Origin of the sequence: Variovorax terrae, assembly GCF_022809125.1 — a bacterium.
Taxonomy (GTDB): Bacteria; Pseudomonadota; Gammaproteobacteria; order Burkholderiales; family Burkholderiaceae_C; genus Variovorax_A; species Variovorax_A terrae.
The window spans coordinates 2,201,474-2,227,887 of sequence record NZ_JALGBI010000001.1; the positions used below are offsets into that span (position 1 = coordinate 2,201,474).

The 26,414-nt window shown below is 69.2% G+C and carries 25 protein-coding genes and 1 tRNA gene; 12 read left to right on the forward strand and 14 right to left on the reverse strand.

Going from position 1 to position 26,414, the window contains the following annotated elements; translation table 11 throughout:
• Positions 1 to 4 precede the first annotated feature (4 nt).
• Together MMF98_RS10370 and MMF98_RS10375 are read right to left on the reverse strand one after the other, a co-directional pair.
• Positions 5 to 997: a Bug family tripartite tricarboxylate transporter substrate binding protein gene (locus tag MMF98_RS10370; protein ID WP_243306193.1), complete on the reverse strand. Its 993-nt coding sequence runs from the start codon at positions 995 to 997 to the stop codon at positions 5 to 7.
• A gap of 46 nt (positions 998 to 1,043) precedes the next feature.
• Positions 1,044 to 2,189 carry a M20 aminoacylase family protein gene (locus MMF98_RS10375; protein WP_423837615.1) on the reverse strand — a complete coding sequence of 382 codons (1,146 nt, stop codon included), beginning with the start codon at positions 2,187 to 2,189 and terminating at the stop codon, positions 1,044 to 1,046.
• Between the two features lie 164 nt (positions 2,190 to 2,353).
• On the opposite strand from MMF98_RS10375, the gene MMF98_RS10380 reads away from it, so the two are divergent.
• From MMF98_RS10380 to MMF98_RS10390, 3 genes are all read left to right on the forward strand, one after another.
• Entirely contained in the window at positions 2,354 to 3,331 is a 978-nt protein-coding gene (locus tag MMF98_RS10380; RefSeq protein ID WP_243306195.1) for a LysR substrate-binding domain-containing protein, read from the forward strand.
• A 111-nt stretch (positions 3,332 to 3,442) separates the two neighbouring features.
• The gene (locus MMF98_RS10385) at positions 3,443 to 5,503 is read left to right on the forward strand and encodes a M3 family metallopeptidase (protein WP_243306196.1); all 2,061 of its coding nucleotides are present in this window, start codon (positions 3,443 to 3,445) and stop codon (positions 5,501 to 5,503) included.
• Between the two features lie 35 nt (positions 5,504 to 5,538).
• Positions 5,539 to 6,201: a glutaredoxin family protein gene (locus MMF98_RS10390; RefSeq protein WP_243306197.1), complete on the forward strand. Its 663-nt coding sequence runs from the start codon at positions 5,539 to 5,541 to the stop codon at positions 6,199 to 6,201.
• Positions 6,202 to 6,256: 55 nt separating this feature from the next.
• Here the strand turns inward: MMF98_RS10390 and rpiA are convergent, their stop codons facing one another.
• Positions 6,257 to 6,940 carry a ribose-5-phosphate isomerase RpiA gene (rpiA, locus tag MMF98_RS10395; protein ID WP_243306198.1) on the reverse strand — a complete coding sequence of 228 codons (684 nt, stop codon included), beginning with the start codon at positions 6,938 to 6,940 and terminating at the stop codon, positions 6,257 to 6,259.
• A gap of 34 nt (positions 6,941 to 6,974) precedes the next feature.
• Between rpiA and MMF98_RS10400 the strand changes: the two genes are divergently transcribed.
• A complete protein-coding gene (locus MMF98_RS10400) occupies positions 6,975 to 8,015 on the forward strand; it encodes a quinone-dependent dihydroorotate dehydrogenase (RefSeq protein ID WP_243306199.1) in 1,041 nt (346 codons plus the stop codon).
• Positions 8,016 to 8,024: 9 nt separating this feature from the next.
• Here MMF98_RS10400 and MMF98_RS10405 read toward each other — a convergent pair whose 3' ends face one another.
• The 4 genes from MMF98_RS10405 to MMF98_RS10420 form a co-directional block, all read right to left on the reverse strand.
• Positions 8,025 to 8,357, reverse strand: a complete 333-nt coding sequence (locus MMF98_RS10405; protein WP_243306200.1) for a hypothetical protein — start codon at positions 8,355 to 8,357, stop codon at positions 8,025 to 8,027.
• Positions 8,354 to 8,749, reverse strand: a complete 396-nt coding sequence (locus MMF98_RS10410) for a phage holin family protein (protein WP_243306201.1) — start codon at positions 8,747 to 8,749, stop codon at positions 8,354 to 8,356. Before MMF98_RS10410 ends, MMF98_RS10405 begins: the two co-directional genes overlap by 4 nt.
• 10 nt (positions 8,750 to 8,759) lie before the next feature.
• On the reverse strand, positions 8,760 to 9,086 hold the full coding sequence (locus MMF98_RS10415; protein ID WP_243306202.1) for an ElaB/YgaM/YqjD family protein: 327 nt from the start codon (positions 9,084 to 9,086) through the stop codon (positions 8,760 to 8,762).
• Positions 9,087 to 9,210: 124 nt separating this feature from the next.
• A complete protein-coding gene (locus tag MMF98_RS10420; RefSeq protein ID WP_243306203.1) occupies positions 9,211 to 10,317 on the reverse strand; it encodes an NAD(P)/FAD-dependent oxidoreductase in 1,107 nt (368 codons plus the stop codon).
• A 434-nt stretch (positions 10,318 to 10,751) separates the two neighbouring features.
• Here MMF98_RS10420 and MMF98_RS10425 point away from each other — a divergent pair, with 434 nt between their 5' ends.
• Complete coding sequence (locus tag MMF98_RS10425) at positions 10,752 to 13,772, forward strand: hybrid sensor histidine kinase/response regulator (RefSeq protein ID WP_243306204.1); 3,021 nt, start codon at positions 10,752 to 10,754, stop codon at positions 13,770 to 13,772.
• 21 nt (positions 13,773 to 13,793) lie between these two features.
• On the opposite strand, the gene MMF98_RS10430 is transcribed toward MMF98_RS10425, so the two are convergent.
• The 3 genes from MMF98_RS10430 to MMF98_RS10440 all read right to left on the reverse strand — a co-directional run bounded on the left by MMF98_RS10430 (position 13,794) and on the right by MMF98_RS10440 (position 17,219).
• Entirely contained in the window at positions 13,794 to 14,633 is an 840-nt protein-coding gene (locus MMF98_RS10430; RefSeq protein WP_243306205.1) for an N-formylglutamate amidohydrolase, read from the reverse strand.
• Positions 14,634 to 14,695: 62 nt separating this feature from the next.
• A complete protein-coding gene (locus MMF98_RS10435; RefSeq protein ID WP_243306206.1) occupies positions 14,696 to 15,988 on the reverse strand; it encodes an NCS2 family permease in 1,293 nt (430 codons plus the stop codon).
• 190 nt (positions 15,989 to 16,178) lie between these two features.
• Positions 16,179 to 17,219, reverse strand: a complete 1,041-nt coding sequence (locus tag MMF98_RS10440) for a LacI family DNA-binding transcriptional regulator (protein WP_243306207.1) — start codon at positions 17,217 to 17,219, stop codon at positions 16,179 to 16,181.
• Between the two features lie 152 nt (positions 17,220 to 17,371).
• On the opposite strand from MMF98_RS10440, the gene MMF98_RS10445 reads away from it, so the two are divergent.
• From MMF98_RS10445 to MMF98_RS10475, 7 genes are read left to right on the forward strand one after another with little or no spacing between them, the layout of a single operon-like run.
• The gene (locus MMF98_RS10445) at positions 17,372 to 18,250 is read left to right on the forward strand and encodes a dioxygenase family protein (protein ID WP_243306208.1); all 879 of its coding nucleotides are present in this window, start codon (positions 17,372 to 17,374) and stop codon (positions 18,248 to 18,250) included.
• 15 nt (positions 18,251 to 18,265) lie between these two features.
• Positions 18,266 to 19,036 carry an SDR family NAD(P)-dependent oxidoreductase gene (locus MMF98_RS10450; RefSeq protein WP_243306209.1) on the forward strand — a complete coding sequence of 257 codons (771 nt, stop codon included), beginning with the start codon at positions 18,266 to 18,268 and terminating at the stop codon, positions 19,034 to 19,036.
• Positions 19,037 to 19,047: 11 nt separating this feature from the next.
• Positions 19,048 to 19,938 carry a beta-keto acid cleavage family enzyme gene (locus MMF98_RS10455; RefSeq protein WP_243306210.1) on the forward strand — a complete coding sequence of 297 codons (891 nt, stop codon included), beginning with the start codon at positions 19,048 to 19,050 and terminating at the stop codon, positions 19,936 to 19,938.
• Between the two features lie 32 nt (positions 19,939 to 19,970).
• Complete coding sequence (locus MMF98_RS10460; RefSeq protein WP_243306211.1) at positions 19,971 to 20,954, forward strand: quinone oxidoreductase family protein; 984 nt, start codon at positions 19,971 to 19,973, stop codon at positions 20,952 to 20,954.
• A gap of 2 nt (positions 20,955 to 20,956) precedes the next feature.
• Entirely contained in the window at positions 20,957 to 21,304 is a 348-nt protein-coding gene (locus MMF98_RS10465; protein ID WP_243306212.1) for a cupin domain-containing protein, read from the forward strand.
• Positions 21,305 to 21,353: 49 nt separating this feature from the next.
• Positions 21,354 to 22,334 (forward strand): Bug family tripartite tricarboxylate transporter substrate binding protein, encoded by a 981-nt coding sequence (locus MMF98_RS10470; RefSeq protein WP_243306213.1) that lies wholly within the window; start codon positions 21,354 to 21,356, stop codon positions 22,332 to 22,334.
• 2 nt (positions 22,335 to 22,336) lie between these two features.
• Positions 22,337 to 23,311 (forward strand): ABC transporter substrate-binding protein, encoded by a 975-nt coding sequence (locus tag MMF98_RS10475; RefSeq protein WP_243306214.1) that lies wholly within the window; start codon positions 22,337 to 22,339, stop codon positions 23,309 to 23,311.
• 65 nt (positions 23,312 to 23,376) lie between these two features.
• Here MMF98_RS10475 and MMF98_RS10480 read toward each other — a convergent pair.
• From MMF98_RS10480 to hscA, 4 genes are all read right to left on the reverse strand, one after another.
• A tRNA-Val gene (locus tag MMF98_RS10480) sits at positions 23,377 to 23,451 on the reverse strand.
• 26 nt (positions 23,452 to 23,477) lie between these two features.
• Positions 23,478 to 24,197 carry a DNA polymerase III subunit epsilon gene (dnaQ, locus tag MMF98_RS10485; protein ID WP_243306215.1) on the reverse strand — a complete coding sequence of 240 codons (720 nt, stop codon included), beginning with the start codon at positions 24,195 to 24,197 and terminating at the stop codon, positions 23,478 to 23,480.
• Positions 24,197 to 24,535, reverse strand: a complete 339-nt coding sequence (gene fdx / locus MMF98_RS10490) for an ISC system 2Fe-2S type ferredoxin (RefSeq protein WP_243306216.1) — start codon at positions 24,533 to 24,535, stop codon at positions 24,197 to 24,199. The genes dnaQ and fdx overlap by 1 nt, the downstream gene beginning before the upstream one ends.
• On the reverse strand, positions 24,535 to 26,394 hold the full coding sequence (gene hscA, locus MMF98_RS10495) for a Fe-S protein assembly chaperone HscA (protein ID WP_243306217.1): 1,860 nt from the start codon (positions 26,392 to 26,394) through the stop codon (positions 24,535 to 24,537). The genes fdx and hscA overlap by 1 nt, the downstream gene beginning before the upstream one ends.
• Positions 26,395 to 26,414 lie beyond the last annotated feature (20 nt).

Here is a 26,414-nt window from a genome sequence, read left to right on the forward strand (position 1 = left end):
GCGCTCACTCGCGCATGTTCGCGAACTTGACCAGCCCCTCGTATTTGCCGATGTCCTCGCGCATGGTGCGCGCCAGGTCTTCGCTGCCCGAAGCCGGCAGCGAACCGCCCTCTTCCAGGCGGCGCCGGTAGGCCGGCTCGGCCAGGCCGGCCTTGAGCGCAGCGGCCAGGCGCTGGGCCACGTCCGCGGGCAGGCCCTTGGGAGCCGCCAGCGCAAACCAGCCCGTGAGCTCGTAGCCCTTGAGCTGAGGGTGCTCAGCCAGCGCAGGCACCTGCGGCAACGTGGGAAAGCGCTTGGCCGAGGTGACGCCCAGGGGTGTGAGCCGGCCCGACTGGATGAACGGCGCCGCGGCCGTGGGCGAGACGATCGCGAAGTCGAGCGCGCCGCCCACGAGGTCGCTGGTCAGCGCCGCCGTACCGCGGTACGGGATGTGCGTCATGAACAGGCCGGCACGCTGCTTGATGAGCTCGCCGGCGAAGTGCAGGGTCGAGCCCACGCCCGAGCTGCCGTAGCTGTACTTGCCCGGGTTGCGCTTGACCAGCGTGACGAACTCGTCGATGTTCTTCACCGGCACCTTGGGGCCGGCCACCAGCATCACCGGGGCATAGGCCACCAGGCCCAGCGGCGTGAAGTCCTTCAGCGGGTCGTACTTCTGCGCGGGGTTCACGAGACCGGTCGCAGCCATCTCGTTGCTGGAGCCGGCCAGCAGCGTGTAGCCGTCGGCCGGGCTGCTGACCACGCGCTGCGCCGCCAGCACGCCGGCCGCGCCGGGCGCGTTCTCGACCACCACGGTGCCGCCCAGCTTGGCAGCCAGGATGTCGGCCACCACCCGTGCGGCCATGTCCACCGAGCCGCCGGGCGCGTAGCCCACCATCACCTTGATCGGCTTGGCCGGATAGCTGGCCTGGGCCAGCGCCGGTGCCGCCAGCGCGGTAGCCGTGGCGCCCAGGGCAGCCAGCGCCAGGCGGCGCGTGAGGGAAGAATTGCGATGGTTCATGGTCGAAGCGGACAAAGTGGAGGAAAGGAAAAGCGGCCGGTGCGCCTCAGCCGGCGGGCGCCAGGAAGCGGCGCACCAGTTGCACCCAGTAGCTCGCCGCGATGGGCAGCATGGCGTCGTTGAAGTCGTAGCCGGGGTTGTGCACCATGCAGCCGCCGGTGGCGTGGTGCTCGCCCTCGCCGTTGCCGACGATCAGGTAGCTGCCCGGGCAGTGCTCGAGCATGAACGAGAAGTCCTCGCTGCCCGTGAGCGGCTGCAGCGGCGGCAGCAGGCCGTCCTCGCCCAGCCAGTCCACGGCCACCTGACGCGCGAACCGGGTGGAAGCCACATCGTTCACCAGCGCGGGGTAGCGCCAGTGGTAGTCCACCTCGGCCGTCACGCCCAGCGTGACGGCCTGGGCCTGCACCAGTGCGGTGATGCGCTCGCGCAGCATGGCGCGGGTTTCGGGCCGGTAGGCCCGCGCGGTCAGGCGCATCTCGACACTGCCGGGAATCACATTGGGCGCATCGCCGCCCTGGATCGCGCCGACCGACACCACCGCCATGTCGCGCGGGTCCACGTTGCGCGAGACGATGGTCTGCAGCGCCACGATGATGTAGGCCGCCGCCGTCACCGGGTCAGCCGCGAGATGCGGCGACGAGCCGTGGCCGCCGCGCCCGGTCACGGTGATGATCACCGAGTCCGAGGAGGCCATGAACGAGCCTTCCTTGAAGCCGAACTGGCCCACCGGAAAGCCGGGCATGTTGTGCAGCGCGAACACCGCATCGCACGGAAACAGCTCGAACAGCCCCTCCTGCACCATGCGGCGGCCACCGCCCAGCCCTTCTTCGGCCGGCTGGAAGATCAGGTGCAGCGTGCCGTCGAAGCTGCGTTCCTGCGCAATGGCGCGCGCCGCTGCGAGCAGGATGGCGGTGTGGCCGTCGTGGCCGCAGGCGTGCATCCTGCCCGGCACCTGGCTCGCATAGGGCAGCCCGGTGGTCTCGTGGATGGGCAGCGCGTCCATGTCGGCGCGCAGGCCGAGGCGGCGCGGGCCGTGGCCGAGCTTCAGCGTGCCCACCACGCCGGTGCCGGCCAGGCCGCGGTGCACCTCGTAGCCCCAGGCCTGCAGCCGCTCGGCCACCAGGTCACTGGTGGCGAACTCCTCGTAGGCGAGCTCGGGATGGGCGTGGATCCGGTGGCGCAGCGCCACCATGTCTGTGGCGTGGTCCCGCACCGCGGGAACCAGCTTGTCCAGGCCAGCGGCCTGCTCGATCGTGAACGTCATGGGTCGCAGTCTAGGAAAGGGGGCCATCAGGCAATAGACAGGCATTTCAATTCAATGAAAGGCATGGCCTGTCACGCGGCCATAATCCTGTCATGAAGGTGCACCAGCTCCGCTATCTCGCCGTTGTCGCCGCGGAAGGCAGCATCCGCGCGGCGGCGCGTGCGCTGGGCCTCACGCAGGCCACGGTGACGCAGGGTCTGCGCGAGCTGGAGGCGAACGCCCAGGTGGCGCTGCTGACGCGCCACGGCAGCGGCATCGCCCTCACGCCCGCGGGGCAGGATCTGGTCGCGCATGCGCAGCGCGTGCTGGCCCAGTTGCGTCAGGCCGAGGACACGCTGGCGCGTCACCGCGATTCGGCCGCGCCGCAACGCCTGAGCGTGGGCATCACCCCCTGGGTCGCCCAGACCCTGATGCCGCGCGTGGTGCCGGCCTTCCGCGCCGCGTTGCCGCATGTCCAGATCGAGATGTTCGACGGCCTCTCGGTGCTCGCCTACCCGCGCTTGCGCGAAGGCAGCCTGGACCTGATGATCGGCCGCATCGCGGCGGACGATGCCATGCAGGGCCTGCAGGCCCTGCCCCTGTTCAGCTACGAGATGACCGTGGTGACGCGGCGCGGCCATCCGCGCGCAGGTGCGCGCTCCATCGCCGAGCTGCTCGAGGACGACTGGATCCTCAACTTCACCCCGGGCGAGCAGGCGGCGCTGATGCACAACCTGTTCGGCCAGCATGGCGTGGCGCCGCCGCGCCAGCGCATCCATCTCGCGCATTCGGCATCGCTCATGCTCACGCTGGTGCAGCAGACCGACATGCTGACTTTCTGCCCCTGGCCGCTGGTGGAAACCGAGGGCCTGCGCACCAGCCTGCTCGCGCTGCAGCTGCGCGAACGCTTCCGCACCAACACGGTGGGCATCATCCGCCGCGCGCAGGAAACGCCCACGCATGCGGCGGCCTGCTTCATCGAGCTGTTCCTGGCCGAGGTGCGGGCCTGGGCGAGGTCCGATGAGCCTGCGATGCGCCGGGTGCTGCACTCCGTCGATCTGCTTGAACCGGCCAGCACCCAGCCTTCCTAGCGGCTCAGAGCCTGTTCACAGTCTCCCAGTGGCAGCCCGGGCCGGATTTGAATTCCAGGAGAAGACGCCGGTCTCCCTTGAATCGTCCCACCTTGCCGCAAAATGGAGGTCATGACATCCACCGACTTCAACGCCGCCTCCTCCGCCAACCCGCTGCTGGCCTTTGACGGCCCGCCGCTGTTCGACCAGATCCGCCCCGAGCACGTGGCGCCGGCGGTCGACGCGCTGCTCAAGGATGCGGACGCAGCACTCGAAGCGGTCACGGCCCCGGACTTCCCCGCGCGCTGGAGCGACATCGCCAAGGTGCTGGACGTGGCCACCGAAAAGCTCGGCCGCGCCTGGGGTGCGGTGAGCCTCCTCAACAGCGTGGCCGACAGCCCCGAGCTGCGCGCCGCCTACAACGAGGCCCTGCCCAAGGTCACCGAGTTCTGGACCCGGCTGGGCGCCGACGAGCGCCTGTACGCCAAGTACAAGGCCATCGATACCGCCACGCTCAACGCCGAGCAGCGCCAGGCCCACAAGAACGCAGTGCGCAATTTCGTGCTTTCGGGGGCCGAGCTCACCGGCGCCGCCAAGGAGCGCTTCGCGGCGATCCAGGAGCGGCAGGCCGAACTCGCCCAGAAATTCAGCGAGAACGCCCTCGACGCCACCGACGCCTTCGCCTACTACGCCGGCGCCGATGAGTTGGATGGCCTGCCCGAGGACGTGCAGCAGGCCGCGCGCGCCGCCGCGCAGGCCGAGGGCAAGGAAGGCTACAAGCTCACGCTCAAGATGCCGAGCTACCTGCCCGTGATGCAGTTCGCGCGCAGCAGCGCCCTGCGCGAAAAGCTCTACCGCGCCTACGCCACCCGCGCCAGCGACCAGAGCCCCGAGGCATTCAGGAAGTTCGACAACTCCGCCCTGATCCAGGAAATCCTGGCGCTGCGCCTCGAAGAGGCAAAACTGCTCGGCTACCGCAACTTCGGCGAAGTGTCGCTGGTGCCCAAGATGGCGGAGTCGCCGCAGCAGGTCACCGGCTTCCTGCGCGACCTGGCCGCCCGCGCCCGGCCCCATGCCGAAAAGGACGTGGCCGACCTGCGCGAGTTCGCCGCGCAGCAGCTCGGCCTGGCCGATCCGCAGCCCTGGGACTGGCCCTACATCGGCGAGAAGCTCAAGGAAGCACGCTATGCCTTCAGCGAGCAGGAGGTCAAGCAGTACTTCACCGCGCCCAAGGTGCTGGCCGGCCTGTTCAAGATCGTCGAGACGCTGTTCGAGGTGGCGATCCGCAAGGACCAGGCACCGGTCTGGAACCCGGCCGTGGAGTTCTACCGCATCGAACGCGACGGCCAGCTCGTCGGCCAGTTCTACCTCGACCAGCCCGCGCGCGCCGGCAAGCGCGGCGGCGCCTGGATGGACGACGTGCGTGCCCGCTGGCTGCGCCCCGACACCGGCGCACTGCAGACGCCGGTGGCGCAACTGGTGTGCAACTTCGCCGAGGGCGTCAACGGCAAGCCGCCGCTGCTCACGCATGACGACGTGACCACGCTGTTCCACGAGTTCGGCCACGGCCTGCACCACATGCTCACGCAGGTGAACGAGCGCGACGTCTCGGGCATCAGCGGCGTCGAGTGGGACGCGGTCGAGCTGCCCAGCCAGTTCATGGAGAACTTCTGCTGGGAGTGGGACGTGCTGCGCCACATGACGGCCCATGTGGACACCGGCGAGCCGCTGCCGCGCGCGCTGTTCGACAAGATGCTCGCGGCCAAGAACTTCCAGAGCGGCCTGCAGACGCTGCGCCAGATCGAGTTCGCGCTGTTCGACATGCTGCTGCACACCGAGCACGACCCGGCGCAGGACTTCATGCCCCTGCTCAACCAGGTGCGCGCCGAAGTGGCCGTGCTCCAGCCGCCGGCCTGGAGCCGCACGGCCCACACCTTCAGCCACATCTTCGCGGGCGGCTACGCGGCCGGCTACTACAGCTACAAGTGGGCCGAGGTGCTGAGCGCCGATGCCTATGCGGCGTTCGAGGAAACAGCGGGTAACGACGAGTTGCCAAACGTCGAAACCGGTAGAAAATACCGCCACGCCATCCTGGAAGCAGGCGGCAGCCGCCCCGCCATGGAGTCGTTCAAGGCCTTTCGCGGACGCGAGCCGAGCCTGGACGCCCTGCTGCGGCACCAGGGCATGGCATGAAGGCCCACGCACCGGGCCCACACTCTGGAGGAACCATGAAACGGAATGCCACACTCTTTCTGGCCGCCGGCGCCCTGCTGATGCTGGCCGGCGCCAGCCTGCAGGCCCAGCCGGTCTACCGCATCGTCGGCCCCGACGGCCGGGTGACCTATTCCGACCAGCCTCCACCGCCCTCGGCGGCCGCCAAGGCCACCAGCACCACGGGCGGCGCCCCTGCCGGCGCAGCCGGCGGCAATGCCGCCTTGCCCTTCGAGCTGCGCCAGGTGGCCAGCCGCTACCCGGTCACCCTCTACACCGGCGACAACTGCGGCCCCTGCGGCGCGGGCCGCACCCTGCTCAGCAGCCGGGGCGTTCCGTTCACCGAGCGCACGGTCAACACGCCCGACGACACGGCGGCGCTGCAGCGCCTGAGCGGCGACAACAGCCTGCCCTTCGTGACGATTGGCGGGCAGCAGATCAAGGGCTTCTCCGATACCGAATGGGCCCAGTTCCTCGATGCGGCCGGCTACCCCCAGACCTCGCAGCTGCCGGCCGGCTATCGCAATCCGCCCGCCGCGCCGCTGGTCGCGGCCCAGAAGCAGGCGCCCAAGCCCGCGGTTACCGAGGCCGCGGCCGACGGCGCCAGGGGCACAGCAGCGCCACGGCCTGCCGCACCGCCGCCGTCCAACGCAGGCAACCCGGCCGGCATCAAGTTCTGATTGCTACTCTTTTCATAGCAACAAAGAACCGCCCGGCCTGGACATCGGGCTGATTTCAGTCGAATTTCAGGGTTTTCACGCCGCCGGAGGTGCCCAGCAGGCAGACCTGGGCCTTCTGGTGCGCGAACACGCCCACCGTCACCACGCCGGGCCACTGGTTGACCTCGGACTCGAAGGCCAGCGGGTCGGTGAGGGACAGGCCCGTCACGTCCACGATGTGCTGGCCGTTGTCGGTCACCAGCGGCACACCGTCCTTCAGGCGCACCCGGGCCACGCCACCCAGGGCGGCAAACTGGCGCACCACACGCTGCGTGGCCATGGGAATGACTTCCACCGGCAGCGGGAAGGCTCCGAGCGTGGCCACCAATTTGGACTCGTCGGCGATGCAGACGAAGCGCCGCGCCTCGGCCGCCACGATCTTCTCGCGCGTGAGCGCCGCGCCGCCGCCCTTGACCATGAAGCCCCGGCCGTCGATCTCGTCGGCGCCGTCGATGTAGACGGCCAGCTCGCCCACCTCGTTGGCGTCGAACACCGGGATGCCCAAAGCCCGCAACCGCTCGGTGCTGGCCACCGAGCTCGACACGGCGCCCGGGATGCGGTCCTTCATCGAGGCCAGGGCCTCGATGAACTTGTTGACCGTGGAGCCGGTGCCCACGCCCACGATCTCGCCCGGCACCACATAGGCCAGGGCGGCCTGGCCCACCAGTGTCTTGAGTTCATCCTGAGTCAGTGCATTCATCTGGGAAAATCGCGGTAGTTTCGAGAATTATCCAATGCCATTGCTTCCCTACGCCCTTGCTCGCCCATTCCTGTTCGGACTCGACCCCGAAACCGCCCACGAACTCACCATGGCCTCGCTGGCGCGCGCGCAGGGCACGCCGCTCGAATGGGCCTATTGCGGCGGCATGGTCGACGACCCGGTCACCCTGGCCGGGCTGCGCTTTCCCAACCGCGTGGGCCTGGCCGCCGGGCTGGACAAGAACGCGCGCTGCATCGACGGCCTGGGCGCCATGGGCTTCGGCTTCGTCGAGGTCGGCACCGTCACGCCCAAGCCCCAGCCGGGCAACCCCAAGCCGCGCATGTTCCGCCTGCCGCAGAAACAGGCGCTGATCAACCGCCTGGGGTTCAACAACGACGGGCTGGACGCCTTCATCGCCAACGTGCAGCGCGCCTCGTTCCGGCGCAAGGGCCGCATCCTGGGCCTGAACATCGGCAAGAACGCCGCCACGCCGATCGAGCGCGCCACCGATGACTACCTGACCTGCCTCGAAGGCGTCTATCCGCATGCGGACTACGTGACCGTCAACATCTCGAGCCCCAACACCCAGAACCTGCGCGCGCTGCAGAGCGACGCGGCGCTGGACGGCCTGCTGGGGGCGGTCGCGCAGCGGCGCCAGGCGCTGGCGCGGGAGCATGGCCGGCAGGTACCGGTGTTCGTGAAGATCGCGCCCGACCTCGACGAGGCCCAGATCGACGTCATCGCCGCCACGCTGCGGCGCCACGGCATGGACGGCGTGGTGGCCACCAACACCACGATCGCGCGCGAGGCCGTCGAAGGCCTGCCGCACGCCACGGAAACCGGCGGCCTGAGCGGCGCGCCGGTGTTCGAGGCCAGCAACCGCGTGATCGCGCGGCTGCGCGCCGCGCTGGGCAAGGACTTTCCCATCATCGGCGTGGGCGGCATCCTGAGCGCCGGCGACGCCGTGGTCAAGCTGCAGGCCGGCGCCGACCTGGTCCAGATCTACACCGGGCTGATCTACCAGGGACCGGCCCTGGTGCGCGAGGCGGCGCTCGCCATCAAGAACCGCAGCTAGGGCGCGCGTTCAGCGGCGCCACAGCATCAGCGGCAGCAGCCAGCGGCTCCATTGCAGCAGCCGCCGAGGGCCCAGCGCCAGCCCGGTCGCCAGGATGGCGCCGGCCGCCGCCGGATGCTCAATCAGCGTGCGCATGATCATGCTGCGCGGAAAGACGTTGGGCGCAGAAGCGCCCGGCGCCTGCCCGGCCGTATCGGAGGGTTGCGCCACCGCCGCCGCCGGCGCGGGGCTGATGGCCTCCAGCCGCTCGCGCTGGGCACGGATGCGCAGCAGCACCAGCGCCTTGATGGTGCCGGCAGCCGCCACGTCGCGCATGGTGGCGGGCCGTGCGCCGGGCTTCACAGCCGCTCCTTGAGGCTGTGCCAGTCGCGTCCCAGCTCCTCGCGGGTATGGGCAAACGCCTCGCTGGAGCGCTGCATCGTGCGGATGAAACAGACCAGGGCGCCGCCCCACAGCAGCAGCCAGACCAGCGCCACGCCCCAGGCCACGGCAGGACGGTGCGGCGTGTCCCAGAAATGCACCACCACCGCCGCGGACAGCGCCAGCAGCGCGACGATGGTCAGGCCGAGCACGGCGAGCGCCAGCAGCGCGAGCCGGTGCCAGCGCTGCTTTTCCTCTTCCCACTCGATGCGCGCCAGCAGCCAGCGGTCTTCCAGGCCGCTGGCGCCCTCGGCCGCCGCCTTGCGCAGCCGGGCCATCCAGGCATCGAAGCCCAGCAGGGACAGCAGGTTCATGCGGGCCGGGTCAACGGCGTCCGATCAGGAAACCCAGCACCGCGCCCAGCGCCAGGGCCATGCCGGCCACGCGCCAGGGCTCGTCGTGGGCATAGGCATCGGCGGCCTTGGCCGTGCGGCGGGCCTGCTCGGCGGCGTCATGGGCCGCATCGAGGGCGGCCTCGCGGGCCGAGGCCGCGGCTTCGCGCGCCGATTGCAGGCCGTGCTCCAGGCGCTCACGCAGGGCCTTCACTTCAGGGTGCGCCGCCAGGATGTCGTTGTTGCTCAGCAGATCCCGCAGATCGGCCACCAGGTCTTCCAGTTCGCCTTGCGCCTTGGCACGTGTTCTTGCAACCATGAGAGTTCCCTTTCCTGTGCGTTGCGACCCACCAGACCCCGGAGCAGCGCCTGCGATGGAGCGTCGAATTCATCGTACACCATCGAGCCGCGCGAGCCGCCGCCAGACGGTCGGCATGGGCCGCCTACGCGTGTAGGAGAAGGTCGCGCACATGCTCCCCGATCGCGAGCGCGCTGGTCAGCCCCGGCGACTCGATGCCGAACAGGTTGACCAGCCCGGGCACGCCATGCTCGCCCGGCCCCTGGATCAGGAAGTCCCGGGCCGCCTCGTGCGGCGCCTGGATCTTGGGCCGGATGCCGGCATAGCCCGGCGCCAGCGCGCCGCTGGGCAGGCCGGGCCAGTACTTGCGCACCTCGGCCTCGAAAGCGCCGCCCCGCGCGGGGTCGACCTCGAGGTCGTCGGGCGAATCCACCCATTGCACGTCGGGGCCGAACTTGGCCTGCCCGCCGAGATCGAGCGTCAGGTGCACGCCCAGGCCCGCGGCCTCGGGCACCGGGTAGATCAGGTGCCGGAACGGCGCCCGCCCGGCCAGCGTGAAATAGTGGCCCTTGGCGTAGTAGGCCGCGGGCACGTGGGCCGGGTCCAGCCCCTCGAAGCGCCGCGCCAGCGCGCAGGCCTGCAGGGCCGCTGCGTTGACGACGAGGCGGGCCCCGAGCACCGAGCCATCGGCCATATGCAGCTCATGCAGCGCGCCGCCGGCGTCCAGCCGTGCGCCTGCCACGGCCGAGTCCAGCGCTACCATGCCGCCGGCGCGCTCCAGGTCGCCCTGCAGCGCCAGCATGAAGCCATGGCTGTCCACGATGCCGGTGGCCGGCGACAGCAGCGCGGCGGTGCAGCGCAGTTGCGGCTCCAGGGCCTGGGCCTCGCGCGCCTCCAGCCATTGCACCGGCACGCCATTGGCGGCGGCCTTGTCCTGCAGGGCCCGCAGCGCCGCCTGCTGCGACGGCTGGGTCGCCACCACCAGCTTGCCACAGCGGGCATGGTCCACCCCGTGGCTGGCGCACAGCGCGTACAGCAGGTCCCGCCCGCGCACGCACAGGCGTGCCTTGAGCGAGCCGGGCGTGTAGTACAGCCCGGCGTGAATGACTTCGCTGTTGCGCGAACTCACGCCCTGCCCGATGGCGGGCCCGGCTTCCGCCACGATGGTCTCCAGGCCGCTTTGCGCCAATGCGCGCGCCACCGCAAGCCCCACCACCCCGGCCCCAATCACCAGAGCATCGATGCTGTCCATGGTCCTCCTATCTCAGTTATTCATAGCGCTGCGCGCCACCCGCATCGCATGAAACGGGCGCCCGTTCGCAGCGGTGCCAAGGGCCGCGGAGCAGGCCATGCCAGTGCACCCGCGGAACCGGCTCGGCCGGGCCGCTGGGTGCGCCCCCTTGAGGGGGAGGCGCCGCAGGCGCTTCGGGGGTGTTCCATTTCAATACAAAACATGTTTCGCTCCAACCCAGGTGCGCAGTCGCCGCGAGGCTGTCACAATATCTTCACCATTCTGTAACAACTTGTCATCGCCATGGTTCGTCACTGCTCACGGCGGCCGCAGAATGCACATGACGACGTGCCTGCAACACCGGCCAGTGCAAGACAGGAGCATGGCGCCTGCAAGCGAGGGACCCCGTGCCGATCAAGCTGAACTTGTTGCCCGGCAGGAACAGTAGCCGACTGGTGTTGACCTTCGGCCTGTTGGCGCTGGCCGCCATTCTGGTGGCCGCCGTCAGTTCCATCTGGATGCTGCGCCAGCAGACACTGCGCGAGTGGCGCGACCAGCTGTCCAGCCTCTCGCTGATCGTGGCCGACCACGCCGGCCAGGTGCTGTTCTCGGCGAACACCGTGCTCGACGCCGTCGCGGAGAACGTGCAGGCTGCGGGCATCGAGGACGAGAACAGCTTTCGCGCGACCATGGCGTCGGAAGGCTGGTACCAGCTGCTGCGCGACAAGGCCGAGGGCAACGCCATCATCGACGTGACGGCCATCATCGCGGCCAACGGCGACATCCTCAGCTACTCGCGCACCTTTCCCACCCCCAACATCAACCTGGCCGACCGCGCCTACTTCCAGGCTCATGTCGCCGACCCCAAGCTCGAGACCTTCACCAGCGACCCGGTCAAGAACAAGGGCAACGGCCACTGGACGTTCTACCTGACGCAGCGCATCAGCAACAGCCAGGGCGAGATGCTGGGGCTGGCGCTGGTCGGCATCTCGGCCGAGGTGTTCTCGCGCTTCTACGCCCGCGTCGGCGAAGACCTGGGCGACGGCGCCTCGATCTCGCTGTACCGCCGCGACTTCACGCTGATGACGCGCTGGCCGATGCAGGAAAGCATGATCGGCCAGCGCAACCTCAGCGGCGTCGCCAAGCATGTCATCGAGGACCAGCACCTCACGCACGACGTGGTGCTGGCCGGCTCGCCGCGCTTCACCGAAAACCGCGATGCCGAGCTGCGGCTGCTGGCGCCGCGGGTGGTGGACCGCTACCCCTTTGTCGTCGTTCCGGTGATCTCCGAGGCGCTGTTCCTGCGCGGCTGGCGCCAGACCGCGCGCTGGATCGCCGGCATCACGGCGCTCAGCTGCGTGCTGCTGCTGGGGGCGCTGGCGCACCTGGTGCGCGTGTTCCGGTTGCGTGACCAGAGCCAGGCGCTGAATGTGCAGCTGCATGAGGCCTCCGCCGCCGCGGCCCATGAACTGCGTGCCGCCAAGGAGGCGGCCGAGCGGGCCAACAAGGCCAAGAGCGAATTCGTGGCCAACATGAGCCACGAGATCCGCACCCCCATGAACGGCATCATCGGCATGACCGGGCTGTGTCTGGAGACGCCGCTGAACGAGGAGCAGCGCGAGTACCTGCAGATGGTGAACATGTCGGCCCATTCGCTGCTCACGGTGGTCAACGACATCCTCGATTTCTCCAAGATCGAGGCCGGCAAGCTCGAGCTCGATCCGGTAACGTTCTCGCTGCGCCAGATCTTCAAGCAGACGGCGCGCACCCTCTCGCTGCGGGCCAACGAGAAGAACCTGGAAATCATCAACCGGGTGGCCCCCGATGTGCCCGACAACCTGGTCGGCGATCCGGTGCGGCTGCAGCAGATCCTGATCAACCTGCTGGGCAACGCGCTCAAGTTCACCAGCCAGGGCGAGATCGTGCTGGACGCCCGGCTGGCCCCGGGTTCGCCGGCCAGCAGCCCGGGCAGCCCGGTGTTCCTCGAGATCAGCGTCAGCGACACCGGCATCGGCATCCCGCTGGACAAGCAGGCCGCGATCTTCGACGCCTTCACCCAGGCCGACAGCTCCATCACGCGCCGCTATGGCGGCACCGGGCTCGGGCTGGCCATCAGCAACCAGCTGGTGCAGATGATGGGCGGGCGCATCCAGGTGCGCAGCCGTCCGGGCAGCGGCAGCACCTTCACCTTCACCATCCGCCTGGGCCACAGCCATGAACCGGCGCCGCCGGACCACGCGGGTGAGATCATCGCCCTGCAGGGCAAGCGGGCGCTGGTGGTGGACGACAACGACACCAGCCGCCAGCAAATCGGCGACCTGCTCGAAGGCTTCGGCGTCCAGCCCGAGCTGTGCCGCAACGGCAGCGAGGCCCTGCTGCGGCTGGCCGGCATGCCCTCCTGCGCGGTGGCGCTGATCGACCTGCACATGCCCCTGATGAACGGCTACGACCTGGTCGGGCTGCTGCGCACCCAGCCGGCCCTGAGCCAACTGCCGGTCCTGGTCCTCGGGCCGGTCAGCGACCGCCATGACAAGGACACGCTGAAGCGACTGGGCGTGCAGGCCTACCTCACCAAGCCGGTGGACCAGGACGAGCTGCGCAATGCGCTGCGAAACTTCTTCCCGGAGCCGCGCGGCAACCACAGGCTGCCCGCGCCTGCCGTGCCGGCACAGGCGCCGGCCCCGGCGCACGCGGCGCCCTCCGGCCTGCGCATCCTGCTGGCCGAAGACACCCCCGTCAACCAGAAGCTGGGCCAGCACCTGCTGAGCCAGTCGGGCCACCAGGTCAGCGTGGCCAGCGACGGTGTGGAAGCGCTCTCGATGTTCATGAACGGCCCGGTTTTCGATGCCATCCTGATGGACATGCAGATGCCCGAGATGGACGGCGTCGAGGCCACCGCCCGCATCCGCGCCCTGGAGGCCGCCTACGCGCGGCCACACACGCCCATCATCGCCATGACGGCCCATGCCCTGCTAGGCGACCGGGAGCGCTGCCTCGCGGCCGGCATGGACGGCTACGTGGCCAAGCCGGTCACCCGTGCGGCCCTGGACGCCGAAATCAACCGCGTCATCGAATCCCTGGACCAGCCCTCGACCCTGCCCGAACTACCGCCCGAACCTGCCGGCGAAACCCCGGCCAACGGCTTCGACGTGCAGCGGGCGCTGGCGCTGGTCGATGGCGACGCGGACTTCCTGCGCGAATCGCTGCGGCTGTTCCTGGCCGGCCTGCCTGCGCTGCGCCAGCCCATTGCCTCGGCCGTCAAGCGCACGGATGGCGCCACCCTGAACAAGGCGGCCCACAAGCTGCGCGGCTCGGTGCTGATCTACGCAGCCGACGAGGTGGCCGACCTGGCGCTGCAGATCGAGACGCGCGCCGGCGATGGCCGGCTGGACGAGGCCGTCGCCCTGTGGCCGACGCTGGACATCGCCGTGGACAGGCTGGAAGCCAGCCTCAGCGCCTGGCTCAACCACGGCTGAGGCCCGGCCGCGCCCGGCCCCTCAGCGCGGGTCGGTGGCCAGCAGCAGGCGCACCAGCGAGCCCAGGCTGGCCTGCAGGGCCGCGAAGCCGCCATGCGGCGCCAGTGTGTGCTCGTCCATGTAGAGCTTGCGGTTGATCTCGATCTGGATGCTGTGGCGGTGCCGCGCCGGATCGCCGTAGCGGCGCACCAGCTCTACGCCCTTGTAGGGATGGTTGTAGGCCACGTCGTAGCCCAGGCTCCGAAGATGCTCACAAATCTGTAGCGCGAGATGTCCGCTGGACGTGGACTCATCGCGGTTTCCAATCACAAAATCGGCATGCACCAGGCCCGGGAAGTCCGTCGAGTAGGCCGACGCCACGGCCGGCATGGAATGGCAGTTGATGTGGAGGCTGTAGCCGTGCCGGGCGTGCGCGGCGTCGATCGCCTGCTGCACGGCTGCGTGGTAGGGCTGCCAGCAGCGCGCGATGCGCGACTGCACCTCGGCCACCGTGAGCCGGCGGTCGTAGAGGGGCACGCCCTCGTCGGTCATGCGCCAGATCAGGCCCTTGCCCAACCGCACCTTGGACAGGCTCTTCGGATCGGTCTCCACCGGCCCGGGCCAGGGCTCGTCGAACAGCGTGGTGTCGATCTCGGTGATGTTCCGGTTGGCGTCGAGGTAGCTGCGCGGGAAATGCGCCTCGATCCAGGCCACGCCGAGCGCGGGCGCGAAGCTGTAGAGTTTTTCCACATGCGTGTCCTCGGCGCTGCGCAGCGCGGCCAGGTCGCAGGCGGTGGCGAAGTCGTCCGGGTAGTCGGTGCCGCTGTGCGGAGAGTCCAGCACCAGGGGCGTGCTGCCCGGCAGGTAAGTCACGTTGGGCATGCGCCGATTGTGACGCATGCCCGGCACTCGGCGTCTCGTGGTTGATACGGAGCCGGGGCCGCCTATTCCGGGAAAAAGGTGTATTTCGCCAGGAACAGCCCCGCGATGCACCAGGCCGCCGGGTGCACTTCCTTGTAGCGGCCCGTGAACAGCTTGAGGCCCGCGTAGGTGATGAAGCCGAACGACAGGCCGTTGGCGATCGAATAGGTAAACGGCATGGCCAGCGCGGTGAGCGCGGCCGGCGTGGCTTCGGTCACATCGTCCCAGGCCACGTCGAGCAGTTCGCGCAGCATCAGGCCGGCCACATAAAGCAGCGCGGGCGCCGTGGCGTAGGGCGGCACCGAGGCCGCCAGCGGCGCCACAAACAGCGTGGCCAGGAACAGCACGGCCACCGTCAGCGCTGTGAGGCCGGTGCGCCCGCCCGCCTGCACGCCCGAGGCGCTCTCCACGTAGGCGGTGGTGCTGCTGGTGCCCAGCAGCGAACCGCAGAAAATGGCGGCGCTGTCGGCGAACAGCGCACGGCCCAGGCCCTTGTAGCGGTCGCCCTCCAGCAGGCCGGCGCGGCGCGCCACGCCCATCAGCGTGCCCGTGGCATCGAACACCTCGACCAGCACGAACACCAGGATCACGTGCACGAAACCGGTGTGCAGCGCGCCCACGATGTCGAGTTTGAAGAAAGTGGGCTCCAGGCTCGGCGGCATGGCGAACACGCCGTTGAACTGGCTCAGGCCCAGCAGCATGCTCAGCAGCGAGACCGCGAGGATGCCGATCAGGATCGCGCCGCGCACGCGCAGCGCGTCCAGCACGGCGATCAGGAAGAAGCCGAAGATCGCCAGCAGCGCCGGCGGGGCATGCAGGTTGCCCATGCCGATCTTGGTGGCCGGATTGGCAACCACGATGCCGGCGTTGCCCAGGGCGATGATGGCCAGGAACAGCCCGATGCCCGCGGCGATCGCGCTGCGCAGCGACTTGGGCACCCCCGCGATCAGCCAGCCTCGGATGCCCGTGACCGTGAGCACGATGAACACGCAGCCCGAGATGAACACCGCGCCCAGCGCCTGCTGCCAGGTGTAGCCCATGGCGCCGACCACGGTGAACGCGAAGAAGGCATTGAGCCCCATGCCCGGCGCCATGCCGATCGGGTAGTTGGCGACGAAGGCCATGATCACCGAGCCGATCGCCGCCGCCAGGCAGGTGGCGACGAAGACCGCGTTCTTGTCCATGCCGGTGCCCCCCAGGATGGAGGGATTGACGAAGACGATGTAGCACATCGTCAGAAAGGTGGTGAGGCCGGCCACGATCTCGGTGCGAACCGTCGTGCCATGGGCCTGCAGCTTGAAAAAGCGCTCGAACATGGGCGTTTGTCTCCTGAATGCGTTGTTGATGGGCCGTCGCAGCGGCCCTCTTCCGGTTTTTCAGTCGCCAAGTCTAGGAGCGGCCCTTGCCAGGCCCGATAGCGCTTTATGAATAAGGACTATCTGCAAACGCGGAAGATGCAGGCACCAACAGGTGCAGCCCTCGAGCCTGCCTCCCGTCCCGGGGCCGTCACTCGCCGGCCAGCCGCGCCGTGGACGCACGCACCACGAGGTTCGGCACCAGCACCCGCGTGGAGACGGCGAGCGTCGGCCGCCGCACATGCTCCATGAACAGCGCCGCTGCCTGCTCGCTCATCTGGTCGGTGGCAATGCGCACCGTGGTGAGCGCGGGCTCGATCAGATCGACCAGCGGCATGTCGTTGTGCCCCACCAGCGACATGCCCGCGGGCACCTCGATGCGGCGCTCGTGCAATGCATCCAGCACCCCGAGCGCGATGAGGTCATTCGCGGCGAAGATGGCCGAGGGGCGGCTGCGGCCGTCGAGCAGCCGCCGCGCCGCGGCGCGGCCTGCCTCGCGCGTGAAGGCTTCGGCCTCCACGACGGGACAGCGCTTCAACCCCAGCGTCCGGGTGAGATCGACAAAAGCCTGATGGCGCACATGCCCCGTGCTCGAAGCCGACGGCCCCGCCACGTGCCCGATGTGCACATGGCCCAGCGCCCGCAGGTGCTCCAGCACCAGCCGCACGCTTTCGCGGTCGTCGTTGACCACGCTGGAAAACTCGCGGTCGCCCGTGCCCCGGTTGACCAGCACCGTGGGCATCTGGCGCTCCCGCGCGGCCTGCAGCAGGGGGTCGTGGCTTTCGGCGGCCAGGATGAGCAGGCCGCTCACATGCCGTGCGGCCAGTGCCGTCACCAGGTCGCGCCGCGCCTGCGCTGCCGTGGGCGTCTGCGCCACCAGGCACAGCATGTCGTGCTGGCGCAGCGCCTGCTCCAGTCCCTGCACGATGGGGCCGAACAGCGGGTTGCTCAGGTCGGGAACGATGATCGCGGCCAGGTTGGTCTGCTTGGTGCGCAGCGATGCCGCCACCACGTTGGGCTGGTAGCCCAGTTCCCGCGCAATGCGCTCGATCTCGGCCCTCTTCCCGCTCGACACCTTGCCGCTGATGCCACGCAGGGCACGCGACACGGTGCCCGGGTGCACGCCGGCGGCCCTGGCAATGTCGTCGATGGTGACGGCCGGTCTGGCGGTGGAAGGGGGGCGAGGAAACATGAAAGGCCAAGTGATGAGTGATTGCGGTAACGACGGGCGAGCCTACACCATCCCCAAAAACAGGGGCTGAAAAAGCCTCTTGACCACCGCATGGATTTGGTTGTAACCTTAAGGGCAATCGATTGCCCTTAACTTGCCTTGAATTGCCTTTCATGAAAAAACCACTGCCCGCCACCGACCCCGGCGCCCTGCTGGCCGCCGTGCTCGAGGCCAACGCCGACACCGCGAACCCGCGCCTGAAAACCATTCTGGACAGCGCCATCCGCCACCTGCACGCCTTCGCGCTGGAGGTGGACCTGACGCCCGACGAGCTGCAGGTGGGCCTGGACTTCCTGGTGGCCGTGGGCAAGGCCACGGGCCCCGCCAAGCATGAAGGCATCCTGCTGGCCGACATCCTGGGCCTGGCCACCCTGGTGCAGTTGCGCAGCGCGCGGAACGCCGTCAACGCGGGCGGCACCGAGCCGGCGCTGGTCGGCCCCTTCTGGCGCGCGCAGCAGCCGCTGCGCGAACGCGGCACATGCATCGCCTCCAACGACACGCCGGGAGAGCGCCTGCGCGTGCAGGGCCGCGTCACCGGACTCGACGGCCGCCCGCTGGCCGGCGCACGAATCGAGACCTGGCAGGCCTCGCCCAAGGGCCTGTACGAAAACCAGGACCCGGAGCAGGAAGACATGAACCTGCGCGCCCGCTTCGAAACCGATGCCGACGGCCGCTTCTGGTTCACCAGCGTGCGCCCAGCAGGCTACCCCGTGCCCATTGATGGGCCCTGCGGCGCACTGCTGGCCGCGCAGCGCCGCAAGGTGATGCGCCCGGCGCACCTGCACTTCATCGTGGCGGCCGAGGGCTACAAGGTGCTGGCCACGCAGTTCTTCGACATCGACGACCCGGCCGCGCACGAGGACGTGGTGTTCGGCGCGGTGGGCTCGCTGCTGCGCCGCTTCGAGCCCGACGGCGAGGGCGGCTGGCGGCTCGACGTGGAGCTGCGGCTGGAACCCGGCGAAACCCGCCTGCCCCACTGCCCCCTGCCCTGATTCCCAAGGAAAAACATGAACGACAGAACCTTCAGCCCGCGCGAGCGGCTCGACGGCGAAGTGGCCGTCATCACCGGCGGCCGGGGTGCCATCGGCCTGGCCACCGCGCATCGCCTGGCCGAGCGTGGCGCGCGCATCGTGCTGCTGCAGCGCGATGCGGCGGATGCCGGGGCGCAAGACCTGGCCGCGCTGCCGGGCCAGGGGCACTTCGCCCTCACCGCCTCGGTGACCGACAGCGCCTCGCTGGCCGCAGCGGCCCAGGCCGTGCAGGAGCGCGCCGGCGGCGCCTCGATGCTGGTCAATGCCGCAGGCTTCACCAAGGCCGTGCCCGCCGCTGATCTGGACGCGCTGGACGACGTGCTGATCGACAGCATCTTCGCCGTCACCTGGCGCGGCAGCTTCGCGGCGATCCGCGCGTTTGCGCCGCAGCTCAGGGCGCGCGGCGACGCGCTGGTGGTCAACATCTCTTCCATCGCCGCCTTCACCGGCCTGGGCAGCAACCTCGCCTATGCCGCCGCCAAGGCCGGCGTGGACGCCAGCACCAAGGCGCTGGCCAAGACCCTCGGCCCCGCCATCCGTGTGATGGCCGTCTCGCCCGGCGTGGTGGACACCGGCTTCGTGCCGGGCCGCAGCGCCGACTTCAACGAGCGCGTAGGCGCCACGCTGCCGCTGCGCCGCGTGGGCGTGGCGGACGACGTGGCCGCCGCCGTGCTGGCCTGCGCCACCAGCCTGCGCTATGCCACGGGCAGCATCCTGGTCGTCGATGGCGGCCGCCACCTTGGATAGGAACCCTCCTCATGAGCCAACCCACCATCCTCACCTGCGCCGTCACCGGCAACCTCACGCGGCCCGAGCAGACGCCGCACCTGCCCATCACCCCGGCGCAGATCGTCGATGAAAGCCTGGCCGCCGCCGAGGCAGGCGCTGCCGCCGTGCACCTGCACGTGCGCGACCCGAAGACCGGCGCGCCCTCGATGGAACTGGCGCTCTACGCCGAAGTGGTCGAGGCCCTGCGCCGCCACGCGCCGCAGCTCATCATCAACCTGACCACCGGCCCCGGAGGGCGCTTCGTGCCCAGCCGGGAAGACCCGCGCATCGCCGCACCCGGCACCACGCTGATGGCGCCCGAAAAGCGCGTGGAACACATCACCGCGCTGCGACCTGACGTGTGTTCGCTGGACCTCAACACCATGAATTCCGGCGACCAGGTGGTGATGAACACTCCCGGCAACGTGGCCCGCATGGCGCAGGCCATCCGCGCCGCGGGCGTGCTGCCCGAGTTGGAATGCTTCGACAGCGGCGACCTCGTGCTCGCGCAGAAACTCATCGGCGACGGCACGCTGGCCGGCCCCGGCCTGTTCACCTTCGTGCTGGGCGTGCGCTACGCCCTGCCCTTCTCGCCCGAATCCGTGGCCTTCGCGCGCGGGCTGCTGCCGACCGGCGCGCAGTGGTCCGCCTTTGCCGTGGGGCGCCAGGCCTTCCAGGCCGTGGCCCAGGCCTTCCTGATGGGCGGCAACGTGCGCATCGGGCTGGAAGACACGATCTATCTCGACAAAGGCCAGTTGGCCAAGTCGAACGCCGAGCTGGTGCGCAAGGCCCGCCGCATCGTCGAAGACCTGGGCGGCCAGTTGGCCAGCCCCGCCGAAGCCCGCACGCGCTGGGGCCTGCCGCCCAGCAGCCTGCGCTGAACCTTGTTCACAACCATCTTTGAATTGACACCATGACCACGCTGACCCCGGGCCGCAAGCTCATCCTGACCGAGAAAGCCGCCGAAGCCGCTGCCATTGCCCCCCTGATCAACGTCGCCAGCCTTCCCAAGGCACCGCCCGGCCATGCCGTGGTGCGCGTGAAGGCCGCCGCCGTGAACCCCAGCGACGTGAAGGCCTCGCTGGGCATGATGCCCCACGCCGTCTGGCCCCGCACGCCAGGGCGCGACTTCGCAGGCGTGGTGGTCGAAGGACCTGCCGAATGGCAAGGCGTGGAAGTCTGGGGCACGGGCGGCGACCTGGGCATGACGCGCGACGGCAGCCACGCCAGCTACCTGGTGCTGCCCGTGGATGCGCTGAGCCGCAAGCCCGCCACCGTGTCGGTCGCGGCGGCAGCCACCATCGGCGTGCCGTTCATCACCGCCTCCGAGGGCCTGCGCCGTGCCGGCCTGCGTGGCGCAGGGCAGCGCGTGCTGGTGCTGGGCGCCAACGGCAAGGTGGGCCAGGCGGCCATCCAGCTGGCCACGCGCGCGGGCGCCCAGGTGGTGGGCGTGGAACGCCAGGCCGGCCACGCCAGCTCCGGCGTGCCCACCTACAGCGCTGCCGACCCCGATCTGGACGCCAAGCTGATGCAGGCCCTGGGCGGCCAGGGGGCCGACATTGCCTACAACACCGTGGGCTCGCCCTACTTCGCCACGGCCCTGAATGCCCTGGCCGTGGGCGGCACGCAGGTGCTGATCTCCACCATCGAGCGCAGCGTGCCCTTCGACATCCTGGCCTTCTACCGCCGCAACCTGCAGATGATCGGCGTGGACAGCCTCAAGCTCGACGCGCGCCAATGCGCCGCCATCCTCGACAGCCTGCACGGCGGCTTTGAAAGCGGCGAGCTGCGCGCCTTCGACGTGGACGACAACGCCCTGCTGCCGCTGGAGGCCGCCGCCGATGCCTACCGCAAGGTGCTGGCGGGGTCGATGGAACGCATCGTCCTGGCGCCCTGACCATGCACGTCACCCGCATCAACCAAGCGCTGCCCTACGAGGCCCCGGGCCACCAGGGCATGCACATGCGCCGCATCCAGGGCCGCGAGGCCGGCCCTGCCGACACGGTCTGGATGGGTGTCTCGATCATCGAGCCCGGCGGCGGCACCACGGCCACCGCCTCGGCGGTCGAGAAGTTCTACCTGGTTCTGGACGGCGAGCTGGAAGTCACCGCCGAGTTGGGCGACGCGAAGGAAACCGCAGTGCTCGCACGCCACGACTCCTGCCGCATCGCCCCTGGCGAATCACGCCAGTTGCACAACCGCAGCGCCCTGCCCTGCGCCGTGCTGCTGGTGATGCCCAACGCATGATTTTTTCAACCCGAAAGGCAATCGATTGCCTGACACCCAAGGAGACAGCATGAACATCCACCGCAAGACCCTGCTGCAAGGGCTGGCCGCCGCCCTCCTGGCCACCGCAGTGCCCGCGTGGGCGCAAGGCGGCGCCTACCCCAGCAAGCCCATCAGCTTCATCGTGCCGTTCACGGCCGGCTCGGGCACCGACGTGATCGCGCGCCGGATCACGCCCCTGCTCGAGAAGGCACTGGGCCAGCCCATCGTGGTCGAGAACCGGCCCGGCGCGGGCGGCACCCTGGGCGCAAGCCAGGTCCTGGCCGCTGCGGCAGACGGGCACACCGTGCTCATCCACTCCGCCGGCCACGTGGCCAATGCGGCGCTGTACCCCAAGCTCAGCTACGACACGCTGAAGGACTTCACCCCGATCGCCATGCTGGCCACGCTGCCCAACGTGCTGGTGGTGTCGCCCGGCAGCGGCATCAAGTCGGTGGCCGATTTGCTGGCACGCGCCAAGGCACAGCCCGGCAAGATGTCCTATGCCTCGGCGGGCAACGGCAGTGCCACGCACATCAACGCCGAGAAGTTCCGCATCGCCGCGCAGGTCAATGCGCTGCACGTGCCCTACCGCGGCACGCCGCCGGCCATCACCGACGTGATCGGCGGGCAGGTGGACTGGTTCTTCTCGCCGCTGGTCAGCGCCCTGCCGCTGATCCAGGACAAGCGGCTGGTGGCGTTGGCCGTGGGCACGCCGCAGCGCTCGCCCAGCCTGCCGGATGTTCCCACCACGGTCGAGGCCGGGCTGCCGGACTCGGCCTACACCTTCTGGGTCGGCATGTTCGTGTCGGCCAAGACGCCGGCCGACGTGGCGGCGCGGCTGTCGCGCGAAACGGCCAAGGTGCTGCAGATGCCCGAGGTCAAGGCCGCCTTCGAGAAGCTGGGCGCAGATGCCTCGAGCCTGAGCCAGCCCGCGTTCGCGGAACTGGTGCGGCAGGAATACCAGTCCACCGGCGCGCTGATCCGGCAGGCCGGCATCAAGCCCGATTGATCATGAGGCTCTCCAGGACACTGGCAGCCCTCTGCCTAGCCGCCGTCGCCGGCACCGCGGCGGCCCAGGACACGCTGCGCGTCATCGTCTTCCCCGGTGCGCACAACCTGGCGTTGATGCTGGGCATGGAACGCGGCATCTTCGCCAGGCACGGGCTGAAGATCGAGCTGGAAGACACGCCCAACTCGCAGGCGCTGCGCACGGGCCTGGCCGAGGGCAGGTACGACATCGCGCACGCCGTGGTCGACAACGCGGTGGCCATGGTCGAAGGCGCGAAGCATGACGCACTGATCGTGGCGGGCGAGTACGCCGGCTTCAACGAGTTCATGGTCCGTCCCGAGATCACGGGCTTTGCCGACATCCGCGGCAAGGTGCTGGCCGTGGATGCGCCGAACACCGCCTATGCGCTGGTGGCCAAGAAAATCCTGAAGGACCAGGGCCTGCTCGAAGGGCGCGACTACACGGTGCGCGCCGTGGGCGGCACGCTGCAGCGCGCGCAGGAGCTGATCGCCAACCCCGATCTGGCAGCCAGCCTGCTCAATGCGCCCTTCTCCATCACCGCCAAGGCGCAGGGTCTGAAGTCGCTCGGCCGCCAGCGCGATCTGCTGGGCCCGTACCAGGCGGGCGGCGTGGTGGTGATGCGGCCCTGGGCGCAGCGCAACGGCGACAAACTCGAGCGCTACCTCGCGGCCTGCATCGAGTCCATGCGCTTTGCGACCGCGCCCGCCAACCGGGGCACGGCCGTGGCCATGCTGGTGGCCCGCTTCAAGCTCCCGCTCCAGGTGGCCGAGCAGACCGTGGACCAGCTCATGGCGCCCGGCTTTGGCCTGGCGCCGGATATGCGCTTCGACATGGAGGGTTTCCGCGCCTCGCTCGCCCTGCGGGCCGAGATCGAGGGCCAGTGGGGCGGCACGCCCCCGGCACCGGACAGGTACATCGACCTGAGCTTCTACGAGCGCGCGCTCAAGCGGCTTTGAGCCATCCTCGATGGGGGATGAGCTGAAAAACAAAAGGGCCCGGAAGAATCCGGGCCCTTTTTGATTGGTGGGTGGTACAGGGATTGAACCTGTGACCCCTGCCGTGTGAAGGCAGTGCTCTACCGCTGAGCTAACCACCCTGAATTGTGTTCAGGAAAGCCTGTGATTATGCCACAGAATTTTGTGCGTTCGCGCGCCAGACCGTCTTGCCGCCGCTGGACTTGTCGAGCTGCTTGAGCAGATCCTCGTGGGCGGCCAGCTCCTGCTCGTTGGCGGCCAGCACCGGCAGCTCGAAACCGCCGAGCTCGATGCGGACCGTGCTGGCGCTGCCGCTGTCGGTGGCGCCGAGATCGATCAGCAGCGCATCCTGGCCGCGCGTGAGGTTGATGTAGACGTCGGCCAGCAGCTCGGCATCGAGCAAGGCGCCGTGCAGCGTGCGGCCCGAATTGTCCACGCCCAGGCGGTCGCACAGCGCATCCAGCGAGTTGCGCTTGCCGGGGTACATCTCCTTGGCCATCACCAGCGTGTCGGTGACGCTGCCGATGAACTGCTTGAAGGGAGGCCGCCCGATCAGCTCCAGCTCCTTGTTCAGGAAGCCGACGTCGAACGCCGCGTTGTGGATGATGATTTCGGCGCCCTGCAGGTAGTCCAGCAGCTCGTCGGCCACGGCGACGAACTTGGGCTTGTCCTTGAGGAATTCGTTGCTGATGCCATGCACCTTGAGCGCGTCTTCATGGCTGTCGCGCTCGGGGTTCAGGTAGAAATGCTTGTTGTGGCCGGTGAGCTTGCGGTTGAGCAGCTCGACGCAGCCGATCTCGATGATGCGGTCGCCGTTCTCCGCGGACAGGCCGGTGGTTTCGGTGTCGAGGACGATCTGGCGGGTCATCAGTGGTTCTCTTTGGCGTGGTTGATCGAGTACTTGGGAATCTCCACCACCAGGTCCTTCTGCGCCAGGATGGCCTGGCAGCTCAGGCGCGACTGAGGCTCCAGGCCCCAGGCGCGGTCCAGCAGGTCTTCCTCGTTCTCATCGAGCTCGTTGAGCGAGCTGAAGCCCTCGCGCACGATCACATGACAGGTGGTGCAGGCGCAGCTCATGTCGCAGGCATGCTCGATGTTGATGTGATGGTCCAGCAGCGCCTCGCAGATCGAGGTGCCGGCCGGTGCCGAGACCTCGGCGCCCTGCGGGCAGTATTCGGGATGGGGCAATATCTTGATCACAGGCATCAGAGGGTCTCCACGTTCTTGCCCGACAGCGCCTTCTGGATGCTGTGGTTCATGCGTTCGGCGGCGAAGGCCTCGGTGCCCTTGGCCAGCGCTTCGGTGGCGGCCTCGATGGCCCGGGCATCGCCGCTGTCGGCCGCGACGCCGCGCAGCCGGCGCACCAGCGCGTCGATGGCCTCGCGCTCTTGTGCCTCCAGCAGGCCGCCGTCGGCCTCCAGCGCGCTTTGCGTGGCCAGCAGCATGCGATCGGCATCGACCCGGGCTTCGGCCAGGGCGCGGGCCTGGATGTCCTGCTCGGCCGTGTTGAAGCTGTCCTGCAGCATCTTCGCGATCTGCTCGTCCGACAGGCCGTAGGACGGCTTGACGTCGATGCGGGCCTCCACGCCGCTGCCCTGCTCTTTCGCGCTCACGCTCAGCAGCCCGTCGGCATCGACCGTGAAGGTGACGCGGATGCGCGCCGCGCCCGCGGCCATGGGCGGAATGCCGCGCAGCTCGAAGCGCGCCAGGCTGCGGCAGTCGGCCACCAGGTCGCGCTCGCCCTGCACCACATGCAGCGCCAGCGCGGTCTGCCCGTCCTTGTAGGTGGTGAAGTCCTGCGCCATCGCGGTGGGAATGGTCTGGTTGCGCGGCACGATGCGCTCGACCAGCCCGCCCATGGTCTCGATGCCCAGCGAGAGCGGGATCACGTCGAGCAGCAGCAGGTCGCCCTGGCCGTTGTTGCCGGCCAGTTGGTTGGCCTGGATGGCGGCGCCCAGCGCCACCACCTCGTCGGGGTTGAGGTTGGTCAGGGGCGCGTGGCCGAAGAAGTCCGCCACCGCGCGCTGGATCTGCGGCATGCGCGTGGCGCCGCCGACCATCACCACGCCCTTGACCTCGTCCTTGCCGAGCCGGGCATCGCGCAGGGCGCGGCGCACGGCCTCCAGGGTGCGGGCGGTCAAACCGGCCGTGACGGCCTCGAATTCCGTGCGTTTGACATCAAAATGGGCGGATGTCCTTGTCAGTTGGACGTTGAATGCTACAGTTTCCATAGCAGTCAGGGCTTCCTTGCAGGCGCGGGCCGCCACCTGCAGCGCCGCCTTGTCGCCCGCGGTGTCGGCTTGCGCGCCGGTCTGCTGCAACACCCAGTCGGCCAGCGCGCGGTCGTAGTCGTCGCCGCCCAGGGCCGAGTCGCCGCCGGTGGCGATGACCTCGAACACGCCCTGCGTGAGACGCAGGATCGAGATGTCGAAGGTGCCGCCGCCGAGGTCGTACACCGCGTAGAGGCCTTCGCTGGCGTTGTCCAGCCCGTAGGCGATGGCTGCGGCGGTGGGTTCGTTGATCAGGCGCAGCACGTTCAGGCCCGCCAGCTGGGCCGCATCCTTGGTGGCCTGGCGCTGCGCGTCGTCGAAGTACGCGGGCACCGTGACCACCACGCCGTAGAGCTCGTCGTCGAAGGTGTCCTCGGCCCGGTAGCGCAGCGTGGCAAGGATCTCGGCGCTCACCTCGACCGGCGACTTCTCGCCCGCCACGGTGTCCAGCACCACCATGCCGGGCTTGGCAACGAAACGGTACGGCAGCTTCTCGCGCCCGGCGATGTCGTCCAGCCCGCGCCCCATGAAGCGCTTGACCGAGGCGATGGTGTTCTCGGGGTCCCCGGGCAGCGCGGCCAGCGCCTCGAAGCCAATCTGGCGGCCATTGCCCTGCAGGTAGCGCACGACGGACGGAAGAATCACCCGGCCTTCTCCGTCGGGCAGGCATTCGGCCACGCCGTTGCGCACGGCGGCCACCAGCGAGTGGGTGGTGCCCAGGTCGATGCCCACCGCGATGCGCCGCTGGTGCGGGTCGGGTGCCTGGCCGGGTTCGGAAATCTGCAGCAATGCCATAGGGTCGTGCGGGATGCGTT